Source organism: Microcoleus sp. B6-A1, from assembly GCF_036705085.1.
GTDB lineage: Bacteria > Cyanobacteriota > Cyanobacteriia > Cyanobacteriales > Microcoleaceae > Microcoleus.
Map to the genome: position 1 here is coordinate 1 of NZ_JAUBTU010000148.1, position 10,470 is coordinate 10,470.

The following is a 10,470-nucleotide window of genomic DNA, read 5'->3' on the forward strand; positions in this document are numbered from 1 at the left end:
CAATTTTAATTTTTTTTGTGGGATGGGCGTCCCGCCGGTCCTTTTTGGAGGGGCGGGACGCCCATCCCACTTTCAAGAGTGGAAGTTATTTAATTCTCATTCCTAACTGAGATATTGCACTATTGTCAATTAGGAACAGGCAAGATGCCTGTTCCACAAGAAAATTCACTCTTTGTGGAACAGGCATCTTGCCTGTTGCTGACAATGGTGCAAGATATCAGTTCTAACTGAGATATTGCACCGTTGTTAAGAACGGGCTCTCCGGCCCGTTCCACTCATGAGATAACTTTTATTGTCGGGCCCGCACTCGCTCGCGCCGGTGGAGCTGGCTTTTGGGGCCCTGAAGCGAGAGAAATTTTTGTGGATAGGGCTTAAGAAGCCTATTCCTGACACCGATGCAACATCTCAGTTCTAAGAAATATCTTACTTCTGAATTCATCCCGATAAAATAAGGCATAGGGCAATGGGAGTTATCCGTTGCGAGTCAGACCCAAAACTCATAACTCATCACTCACAGGCCAAAACCCAACAATCCCCACCGCTTTCACTCGATCGCCCATCTCCAATTTAAAACCCCTATGCTTCTCTGTCCCCGCTGCCAATTTGAAAATCCCAATCCAAACAAGTTTTGTCAACAATGCGGAAATTCCCTAATTTACAAACCTTGCCACGAATGCGGTGCCCAAGTCGCTTTTAGCGCCGCATTATGTCAGAATTGCGGCGTCGCAACAGGTCAAGTGTGGCGGGCCATTATCTGCGGTCGATCGAATTTTCCAGCAGTCGAGCCACAGGAGTCAACCCTACCCCCAGCCGAATTTCCCCAAAAATCAGACATCGTTCCACAAACTACATCGCCCCAGAACTCTGCTGAACCAATCACAGACAGCATTCAAACAGAAATCACCACGCCAGCCGAATCCCCAACAGCAGTCGAACCAACTTCTCCACAGCCAAGCGACGGCGAATTCAGCAGCAAAGAAATTGACCCTGTGGTAGCCGTGGGGGCGATCGTACCACCATCCTTTCAAACAACAGAAAAAAGCTCTACTACAGCACCAGAGCGCGAAATAACCCCATCACAGCAGCATTTTACAACCGCACCACAGCCTCAACAAATCCACGAAGCAACACAGAACCCCGACAGCCCAAACATAGCTGACACATCCCCTCCATCTCCAGAATTCCCCATCCCCAATTCAGAATATTTAATTCCTTCCCAGCCAGCCGGAGCTTATTTAGACACTCAGCAGCGCTACCAACTCCTAGAAACCGTGCCGCCGAGAAAACGCTCAGACACAGTAGCAGTCACAGTATTGGACTGTCAGCCCCTGGAAATGTCACCCCTCAAAGCCATGCTAGCAGCCAACTCTGCCAGCGTCGCCCGACGAACATCCCCCTATACCGCAGCAATCAAAGGCGGAGAAAATTCAACCAATTCCGCCTTAGCAGAGCTTTGCCAAGGCATAGCTGAACCTTATCTGGCACTCCGGTGGCAATTCTCTCAAAACCTGCCAGTCATTCACGATAGCTGGTCAGACAACGAACAGGCAGTGCTGCTGCTAGAAGACTGCTCCCAATGGCCGCTGCTGGTAGAACGCTGGAATCAACCCGAAACTTCCACCCAGCAAATTTTATACTGGCTGCACGAAATGACAGAACTGTGGGCTGCCCTAGAACCCTGGCGCTGTCGGCAAAGCTTGTTGGAACTGACAAATTTGCGAGTCAACCCCGACTCTTCCTTTTCCTTGGCTTCTTTGCGGCTGCAATACCTCTATCCCGAACCCGCCGGCTCAAACCTGCAACTGGTAGATTTGGGGCAACTGTGGCAGGTGATATTTAGCCAGTCCGATCATCGCACTCAGTTTGGCGCATTGCTCGAACTGCTGCAACAAATGTACAGAGGCGAGATTAACACGATCGAAGAATTGCGATCGCGTCTAGAAACAGTTCCTCTCGAACTCCAACCCGCACCTTCACCCAGCTCAACCCCGACGCGCAGGCATTACCGCAGCCCCGACGAGTCCCCCCCCGAAGTTGGCGAGGTCTTAACCCAGCCCATGCCACTCCAGATTTACAGCTTAGAAGACGCAGGCCTCACCGATGTTGGCCGCACCCGCGACCACAACGAAGACTTCTTCAGCATCTGGACTCAGCTCAACAAACTCGAAAGCTCCTTCGGTCGCATCTTTCAAACCAAAGGGCTTTACATTCTCTGCGACGGCATGGGCGGACACGACAGGGGAGAAGTAGCCAGCCAACTAGCCGCTGAAACTCTCAGAGAATTCTTTCAAACCCGTTGGGAAAATCAACTACCTCCGGCAGACACCATCCGCGAGGGAGTCCTGCTAGCCAACAAAGCCATCTTTGAAATCAATCAAAAGGACGGACGCTCCGGCAGCGCCCGCATGGGTACAACTCTAGTCGCAGTCTTAGTTCAAGACACCCAATTCGCCGTTGCCCACGTCGGCGACAGCCGCCTCTACCGACTGAGAAAGGGACAAACCCTAGAAAAAATCACCTCAGACCACGAAGTAGGTCAGCGCGAAATTAAGCGCGGGGTTGACCCGGAAACTGCTTATGCCCGTCCCGACGCCTATCAACTAACTCAAGCCATCGGCCCGCGAGACAGTAATTTTCTCAAGCCAGAGGTGCAGTTTTTAGACTTGTGCGAAGATACCTTATTAATTTTGGCTTCGGACGGCCTGACAGATAATGATTTGTTGGAAACTCACTGGCAGAACACTCTCGAACCCCTGTTCAATCCCCAAGCCAATCTCGACCAGGGAGTTGCCCAGTTGATTGAACTGGGCAACAAACGCAACGGTCACGACAATATCACGGCAATTATCATTCGGGCGCAGGTTGGCGCATTTCGATTTTAGACTTTCGATGCTGCCAACTTTTTCACAGGTGGTGCTTTCCCCCGTGACTGCCTGGGTTAAACCTGCAATTGTTGCAGATAAAAAAAACAGCTTCTGCCGTTTCCTGGCAAGGCTTTACTGCTCGCTCTGTTCAGAGGTATCCGGTGTTAAAACAGCCTCGGTTTGAGTTGTAAAAAACTGATTACAGACCCATACAATTTCCTAAAAGCTGTGGAGGACTAACCATTTATCAGTATCTTTATTTTTGAGACTCTGTTCAGGGAATCTACCGGAAAAAGTTGCTTGATAGTAAGTGGATTCATCATAGTTTAAGGAGCTTTCACTTACAAAAATAGTTAGTCTAATGAAAAAAAATCAACTACAATGAAGTGAGTCAATCGATTTTAGATTTTAGATTTTAGATTAAAGAATTGAAGCATTGACCCCACGCATAAATACGTTCGGCAAGTTTCATCTGATACAGGTTTTTTATTTCTGGACGGATGAATCACGTGGCGGGTATCCTGGATTCTTTCGGTCAGCAGGCGGGCTGATGCGACATCTGTTTTATACTCGATCGCTCTTGGGGCAATTTGGGCCTAGGCAGGAAGTGCCCGCGCTACCTATAGATGTGGGGGTAAATCACAACCTGCTGCTCCAGCAAATTTACGTAAAAGTTTAGCGATTGTTTACCTAGTTTTTGTAGTTTCAAGTGTTAAATCGATCGACTGTGTTTTAAGGAGCGATCGACCCATCAGAAATTTTACGGATAATTGTTCACCAAAAACTATTTATAACTTAATTGTTTATGAAATCTTTAATCATAATCAGGATATTATAAAGTTTTCCTGAAACTAACGTGTGAAGCTCATAAGTAATTTTTAATTTCTAATTTTTCAAAGCCCTACGCCCCAAATCTGTAAATTCCCGCCAACTCTCACTGCCACATCAGGGAGTTCAACCACATCAATCAAAAATGCTGCTGACTCTTTTAGATCCCGAAAAACAGACCCCCCTGCAACAGTGGAGTTTCGAGAGCGAATCCATTATTCGCATCGGCCGCTCTCCTGAAAATCACGTTGTGCTCCCCAATGCTCTAGTGTCGCGGCAGCATCTGGAACTGCAAAGAGTTAATAGCGGGAAATCCAGTCAGTGGTACTTAGTCAATTCTGGGACAAATGGCACTTTGGTGAACGGTATTCTCATGTCTCAGGGTTGGATATCCGACGGTGCCATGATCCAGTTGGCGCGGGGCGGCCCAATTCTGCATTTCCAAGTGATTACTATTGAACTCGGCGGCCAAATTAAGGCGAACCCCACCGTCAATCTCGCGGCACCAAGGTGTACCCACGCGGGAAACCCGCCGGGTAATTTATTCTGCATCCACTGCGGCGAACCGATTAAAGTCGATCGCACGGTGCGCCACTACCAAGTGCTGAGAACTTTGGGCCAAGGCGGTATGGGGACAACGACTTTAGCCTGGGATCGAGAGAAAGCAAAAGCTCAAAAACCCGGAAGTTCCCCCGCAGCTTCTCTGGTAGTCCTCAAGGAAATGAATGCTGACATGGCTCAAATAGTCAAAGCTCAAGAACTGTTTGAACGTGAAGCTAAAACTCTCAAGGCCCTCCACCATCCGGGAATTCCTCAGTTTTTTGACTTTTTTGTGGAAGGGGGTAAAAAATACTTGGTGATGGAAATGCTCCACGGCGAGGATTTAGAAAAACGCATCTACAACCGCGGCCCTGTTGCTCCCCAACAAGCAATAGAGTGGATGATCCAAACCTGTGAGGTTTTGGACTACATTCACTCTCAAAAACCCCCGATCGTCCACCGGGATATTAAACCTGCTAATTTGCTGGTGCGCCACCGCGACAATCGCATTACAGTGCTGGATTTTGGAGCCGTTAAAGAAATCGGCACTCCTCCGGGCACTCGCATCGGCGTTGAAGGCTACACCGCACCAGAACAAGACCGGGGACAGCCTCTCCCTCAGTCGGATTTATATGCTATTGGGCCTACTTTAATTTTTTTGCTGACGGCCCAAAGCCCTCAAAACTTTTACGGGAAAATACCTGGAGGTTACGGGTTTAAGCTCGAAAATATTCCGACGATCGCCCCGAAGCTGCGGGACACAATTTTGCGAACCACGGCAGCTAAGCCTGGGGATCGCTTTCAAACTGCTCAACAATTAGCTCGAGCTTTAGCCGGTTCCCTGTAACAAAAGTCAGAAGTCAAAACTCAAAAGCCCAAAGTCAGAATTTATTAGGAAGAGGGCAAAGGGAAGAGGGAAGAGGGAAGAATTTAGCAACGGAAAATTTATGAAAGAAAATTTACCCCATCGCCTCGAAATTTCTCTCCGACACCCCAGTCCTCCGTCTCCTCTGTTATTCCTCGTCCCAAGCTTCTACAGCTATCAACTCGCTCACGGGGTCTTGCATAGAAAAATCAAACTCTAACAATTGCTGTTTCCAGTACGGCCATTCGTCGCCGTAAAGCAGAGCAATTTTCCAAATACTGTCTGTGGGCTTGATAATGTCAGACGTGACGAGAGAATGCACCTGACGCTGGAACTTAACCATCGGCTGTATCACCTTCTGGCTCATAATACCTCTTGAATTGTTTAAATCTTGTGTAATTACCACTTCCCAGCGCACACTCTTTATCGCAGTTTCGCCAAGAACAGTCTAGCCAAGATACGTGTAGATTTTAGTCGGGAAGCTACATATTAAACTTGTATCTCAACACTGTTCGTTTTGACAAGGCCCTATAAGCAAGACTGAATAGTCAAGACCGACTTCAAAGAATTAATCATCTGTGAAATGTCGCACTGTATGCTGTCGATCTGCAGTGGAAGGTTTGCCGCCTCAATTGTTTCCACATAGTAGTAGATGCAAGGGCTGCGCTCGGCTTGTTCTCGAAAAGGCTGAGTTTGCGTAGGAGAAACTGCAACTACTGCGCTTTCGCTGCTACAGCGTAATTTCCGCTTTCCTGCGGGTAAACCACACCTGTTTCACCTTCGACGCTGGGTTCGCTGTGAGAGTGGGATGTGAACTACATAAACTGATTATAGCTCTACTCACCGCAAAAGCGATCAAAAATTGTTGGATACTGTTGATCGCCACCCCTAAATGTCGATCGAACATTCAAAGGCGACAGCACAGCGGGCGTACCAGCAAGTTCCAAACCCATCGTCCGTCCTGATTGAGTCAATCTAAAATCTAAAATCTAAAATCTAAAATTGTATGACTTGGACAAGGCGACACATTCTCACTCTGGCTGATTTTACCTCGGACGAATACGATACAGTGCTGCAAACTGCGGCCAGTTTTCGGGAGGTGCTCGGCCGCCGCACGAAGAAAGTGCCGGCCCTGCAGGGTCAAGTGGTCGCGAATTTGTTTTTTGAACCTTCTACCCGGACTCGCAATAGTTTTGAGTTGGCGGCGAAGCGGCTGTCGGCGGATACGCTAAATTTTACGCCGGGAAGCTCTTCTCTAACGAAGGGGGAGACTATTCTGGATACGGCTAAGACTTATCTGGCGATGGGAACGGATTTGATGGTAATCCGGCACGAACAAGCTGGAGTTCCCAGCACGATTGCTTCGGAAATGGATCGCTTGGGTTCGAGAGTCAGCGTTCTCAATGCTGGAGACGGCCAGCACGAACACCCATCGCAAGGTTTGCTAGACTTATTTACTATCTGTGCTCTGTTAGATACCGAACGTCCGCGGCTGGAACTTTTAGCGGGCAAAAAAATTGCTGTGGTGGGGGATATCTTGCATTCACGGGTGGCTAGGTCTAATATTTGGAGTCTAACGGCTTCTGGGGCAGAGGTTCATTTGGCCGGGCCGCCGACTTTGCTGCCGCTGTTGTTTGCTGAGTGTGGCGATGGTAGGGAAGGCAAGTTATTTTTGCATTGGCAGCTTGAACCTGCTTTGGCCGATGCTGATTTTGTGATGACTTTGCGGCTGCAAAAGGAACGGATGAGCGACCATTTGCTGCCGAGTTTACGAGAGTACCATTCTTTGTACGGGATTACGCGCGATCGGCTGAAACTCTGCAAGCCGGATGTGAAGGTGTTGCACCCTGGCCCGGTTAACCGTGGCGTGGAAATTAGTTCGGATTTGATGGACGATGCCCAGTTTAGCCTGATTTCTCAGCAAGTTACCAGCGGCGTGGCGGTGCGGATGGCATTACTTTATCTAATCGGCGGGGGTAAAGTTTAGGCTGTTAGTTGTTAGTCATGAATTTCGGATATTCCCTAATTTTCAAGATTGATCGCCTCTTTACAATAATCGTTACCCGGTCTTACCGGGTAACGATTAAAACTCTTTCTAGAAACAAATTGCTCTAGTTAAGAGTTAGGAAAGCCAGGACGCAGACACCCAGCCACCACCTTTCAGTTGGGCCCAGCCGTGTTTGTAACGACCGGTCAATTTTACGTGGTCTCCATAATATAACTTGCCGATTACACCAGAACAGCTACTGGGGCGGTGGCGGATATTCAGTCGGCCGCCATTCGTGACAACTTTGGCGTAGCTGTGATGGCTGTGATGAGCGCGATGGCCACAGTGTTTGCGGTAGCAACCTGCTGCCTGGGCTTCGCCACCGACACTCAGAACAGATAGGGCTACTGCCATACCTGCAACGCCTATCCATGCAGAATTAGGAATTTTCAAGCCCAGTTGGTCTAACGACTTGACTTGGAGTTCGGACTCTGGAGATTCATAAGCAACAAAAGAGTGGCTCAATGCTAGTGCTTCCATAGTTTCCTCGTGATTGTTGTTAACCTTTCTTGGTACAGACTCAGGTCAAAACCTCAATTAACAGCCCAAATTATTAACTTATGTTTCATAAAAGCCACAAAAGGGCGTTAAGGTCTTGCTTTTGCCGAGTATTGGCTAATGTTCCTGAACCCTGCACAGGTATATCATGTCATTGATGTAGCTTTCCGGAACAAAAAAATAAATAAAGTTTACATCGACTGCTAACAATTTTGCCGACGCGGATCAGAACTCCGGGCAGAATTAAACTTAACTGTGTCCTTACAAAGGGAACGAAGTTATCGATTGGGGTGGGGAATGGCTTGTACTGAGTTGCGAATGACACTACTTATTTTGGTGCTTATTTATTGAATTGCTACAGCAATATCGGCAGTTAATTCTATCGAACAAGCATCCGGCTTGTCTTCAAGCACGATCTTAATTTGCTTCGGGCCAGTCATAGTGTAGCCGATCGCACTGGTGCAGAAGTTCGGGGCGATGGCGTCGGGCCCATGCCCGTGCTACGAGATGGGTCTAAAAATTAGCCTCCCAGTGTCCCCGACAAGAATGCAAGACAAATCCATCGCGACTTGATTTGTGTCAAGATCAATTAACTTATCCAGCACCACTTCTTTGGCAATGAACTCCTTCGCTGCACTTTCGATCGGCACAATTCCTCAACGCCATGAATCAGACAGCTTCGCCATTACCTTAGCGCCGTTGTCTGTAGAGGAAATATACGCTTTGGCAGATGACCCCGCGAACGGAGCCGTGGTAATGATGAGCGGTACAGTCCGCAACCAAACCGACGGTCAAGCTGTAGTTTCCCTAGAATATCAAGCCTACGAACCGATGGCGGTGCGAGTATTCCAGCAAATTGCTACTGAAATCCGCCGCCAGTGGGTCGATGTCAATCGGGTCGCTATTCACCACCGCGTCGGACACTTGCAGGTGGGCGAAATCAGCGTACTGGTGGCTGTTGGCTGTCCCCACCGGGACTCAGCCTTTGCAGCTTGCCAGTACGCCATAGATACGCTCAAACACAATGTACCGATTTGGAAAAAGGAACATTGGGCTGACGGTTCTAGCAGTTGGGTTAGTATTGGAGCGTGCGAGGTGGTCGGGCATTAGTCAATCGATGGGAGATTTGAGATTTGAGATTTGAGATTTGAGATTTGAGATTGAAGAGGGGAACTTGTTACGATCTCCTAACGTCAAAAAGTGTGGAATGTTCGATGAGCCAATTCCACCGATGAGCGACTTTATTTCCGTGTCCTGGTCTGCGGTTGTGGCGACCGTTCAAAGAGTGCAATTGCCAGCCGAAAAACTCTCTAATTATGACTTGGTGTTGCGGTGTCAGGAAGGAAATCGACCTGAGAGCACTGCCTTTTCAGAACTGTTGAAGCGGTATCAGTCCCACGTAGACAGGGTACTCTATCATTTGGCACCTGACTGGCAAGACCGAGCAGATTTGGCTCAGGAAGTCTGGATTCGGGTCTACCGCAATATTAACCGTTTGCAAGAGCCTGTTAAATTTCGGGGCTGGCTGAGCCGCATCGCCACTAATTTGTTTTACGATGAGTTGCGGAAGCGCAAGCGGGTGCGAACTCCGCTGTCGCTCGACGTACCTCGTACTCTGGAAGATGGCGAGGTTGATTGGGAAATTCCGGCTGACAGTCCGGGGCCTGATGAAGATTTGACGACTAGAGAATTTTACGACCAGTTGCGGGTGGCGATCGCAGATTTGCCGGAAGTCTTCCGCACGACCATTGTTTTGAGAGAAATAGAAGGTTTAGCCTATGAGGAAATAGCCGAAATGACCGGAGTTTCTCTGGGAACTGTCAAGTCTAGAATTGCTAGAGCTCGCCAAAGATTGCAGTTGGAATTGCAAAAATATCTTGATGGTAATTAGCAAGAGTAATTTCAGAGGCGGGTTAAGAAGATTTGATGAAGTTTGCTGTGACATCAAAACTTCTATTTTAAAATATAAATAAGCAGTAAATCATTCTAATAGCGAGTGCGTGATTCCCCAATTAGAGCAAGTCTGAAATTATGAATGGTAACTTTGAATCCGATAAAAATCAGAATCAGCAAGGCGTCGGGGATTCACTCGCTGAAGCTCAAGCTAACAACAATTATGCCCAGGGCAATGTAACTACTATGATGCGCGATCGCTTTGAATTGCTAAGTGCCTACCTCGACGGTGAAGTGACGGCGACAGAACGCCGGCAAGTTGAGGAGTGGCTGACAAATGACCCCACTACGAAGCGTTTGTACTCGCGACTGCTGATGATGCAGCAGAGTTTTCAGGCAATGCCGGTGCCTGCTGCGGAACAATCTGCCGAGGAGTTGGCGACGAAGGTTTTGCAACGGGTGGAACGCAAGCCGAAACGGACTTGGATTTTGGGTGGAAGTGCGATCGCAGCTTTGTTGGTTGCGGTGGTGTCTGGTGTCGGTGGCGGCCGCCAATTGTTTGCTCCTCAGTTTGCTCGATCGCCTGTTCCTGCTGAATCTGACGGTTTGATTATGGCTTTAAACGAGCCTCTGGTGGAGATGGTTAATCCCAACGATTTGATGCTTGGGGTGAATGCACCGATCATGGATATTCCCAAAGTTGGTGTAGCAACCCCTCAAAAGTAATGGCTAAAGGCGCAGTAGGATTGCTGTTTTGAGCAATAACGAAAGTTGCTAAGCTCCCTAAAAAAGGGGGCTTTTTGCCGTTTTTCCCAGTTTTTAAAGGTGGATAGATCCTTTGACGCTTTCCTGGCTTTGAACCCACATTCCGCACCCCCAACTGGCACATACGCGGATTGAGGAAGTAAAAGTGAATCATCGGAGATAATAATGAG

The 10,470-nt window shown here is 48.4% G+C and carries 10 protein-coding genes; 6 read left to right on the plus strand and 4 right to left on the minus strand.

Annotation, left to right across the window (positions count from 1 at the left end; genetic code table 11):
• Positions 1–578 precede the first annotated feature (578 nt).
• Positions 579–2,882 carry a serine/threonine phosphatase gene (locus tag QUB11_RS30155; protein WP_333392480.1) on the plus strand — a complete coding sequence of 768 codons (2,304 nt, stop codon included), beginning with the start codon at positions 579–581 and terminating at the stop codon, positions 2,880–2,882.
• Between the two features lie 955 nt (positions 2,883–3,837).
• Entirely contained in the window at positions 3,838–5,079 is a 1,242-nt protein-coding gene (locus QUB11_RS30160; protein WP_333392482.1) for a protein kinase domain-containing protein, read from the plus strand.
• Positions 5,080–5,245: 166 nt separating this feature from the next.
• On the opposite strand, the gene QUB11_RS30165 is transcribed toward QUB11_RS30160, so the two are convergent.
• Positions 5,246–5,464, minus strand: a complete 219-nt coding sequence (locus tag QUB11_RS30165) for a DUF4327 family protein (protein WP_193973492.1) — start codon at positions 5,462–5,464, stop codon at positions 5,246–5,248.
• Positions 5,465–5,933: 469 nt separating this feature from the next.
• Entirely contained in the window at positions 5,934–6,071 is a 138-nt protein-coding gene (locus tag QUB11_RS30170; protein ID WP_333199390.1) for a hypothetical protein, read from the minus strand.
• A 32-nt stretch (positions 6,072–6,103) separates the two neighbouring features.
• Here QUB11_RS30170 and QUB11_RS30175 point away from each other — a divergent pair, with 32 nt between their 5' ends.
• A complete protein-coding gene (locus tag QUB11_RS30175) occupies positions 6,104–7,084 on the plus strand; it encodes an aspartate carbamoyltransferase catalytic subunit (protein WP_333037021.1) in 981 nt (326 codons plus the stop codon).
• Between the two features lie 135 nt (positions 7,085–7,219).
• Here QUB11_RS30175 and QUB11_RS30180 read toward each other — a convergent pair whose 3' ends face one another.
• Positions 7,220–7,624: an SH3 domain-containing protein gene (locus QUB11_RS30180; RefSeq protein ID WP_333199388.1), complete on the minus strand. Its 405-nt coding sequence runs from the start codon at positions 7,622–7,624 to the stop codon at positions 7,220–7,222.
• A 636-nt stretch (positions 7,625–8,260) separates the two neighbouring features.
• Here QUB11_RS30180 and QUB11_RS30185 point away from each other — a divergent pair.
• The 3 genes from QUB11_RS30185 to QUB11_RS30195 all read left to right on the plus strand — a co-directional run bounded on the left by QUB11_RS30185 (position 8,261) and on the right by QUB11_RS30195 (position 10,261).
• Positions 8,261–8,752, plus strand: coding sequence for a molybdenum cofactor biosynthesis protein MoaE (locus tag QUB11_RS30185; protein WP_333199386.1), 492 nt, complete (start codon positions 8,261–8,263; stop codon positions 8,750–8,752).
• A 121-nt stretch (positions 8,753–8,873) separates the two neighbouring features.
• Entirely contained in the window at positions 8,874–9,533 is a 660-nt protein-coding gene (locus QUB11_RS30190) for a sigma-70 family RNA polymerase sigma factor (RefSeq protein ID WP_333127308.1), read from the plus strand.
• Positions 9,534–9,673: 140 nt separating this feature from the next.
• Complete coding sequence (locus QUB11_RS30195; protein WP_333199384.1) at positions 9,674–10,261, plus strand: zf-HC2 domain-containing protein; 588 nt, start codon at positions 9,674–9,676, stop codon at positions 10,259–10,261.
• Here the strand turns inward: QUB11_RS30195 and QUB11_RS30200 are convergent.
• Positions 10,252–10,470, minus strand: a 219-nt coding sequence (locus QUB11_RS30200) for a hypothetical protein (protein WP_333199382.1), incomplete at its 5' end; no start/stop codon positions are given. The two genes, QUB11_RS30195 and QUB11_RS30200, sit on opposite strands and share 10 nt — an antisense overlap.

Bases quoted from the DNA above. Each gene is read 5' to 3' on its own strand.
- QUB11_RS30165 (WP_193973492.1), bottom strand. From the start codon at position 5,464: ATGAGCCAGAAGGTGATACAGCCGATGGTTAAGTTCCAGCGTCAGGTG.
- QUB11_RS30160 (WP_333392482.1), top strand. From the start codon at position 3,838: ATGCTGCTGACTCTTTTAGATCCCGAAAAACAGACCCCCCTGCAACAG.
- QUB11_RS30195 (WP_333199384.1), top strand. From the start codon at position 9,674: ATGAATGGTAACTTTGAATCCGATAAAAATCAGAATCAGCAAGGCGTC.
- QUB11_RS30190 (WP_333127308.1), top strand. From the start codon at position 8,874: ATGAGCGACTTTATTTCCGTGTCCTGGTCTGCGGTTGTGGCGACCGTT.
- QUB11_RS30185 (WP_333199386.1), top strand. From the start codon at position 8,261: ATGAACTCCTTCGCTGCACTTTCGATCGGCACAATTCCTCAACGCCAT.
- QUB11_RS30175 (WP_333037021.1), top strand. From the start codon at position 6,104: ATGACTTGGACAAGGCGACACATTCTCACTCTGGCTGATTTTACCTCG.
- QUB11_RS30155 (WP_333392480.1), top strand. From the start codon at position 579: ATGCTTCTCTGTCCCCGCTGCCAATTTGAAAATCCCAATCCAAACAAG.
- QUB11_RS30180 (WP_333199388.1), bottom strand. From the start codon at position 7,624: ATGGAAGCACTAGCATTGAGCCACTCTTTTGTTGCTTATGAATCTCCA.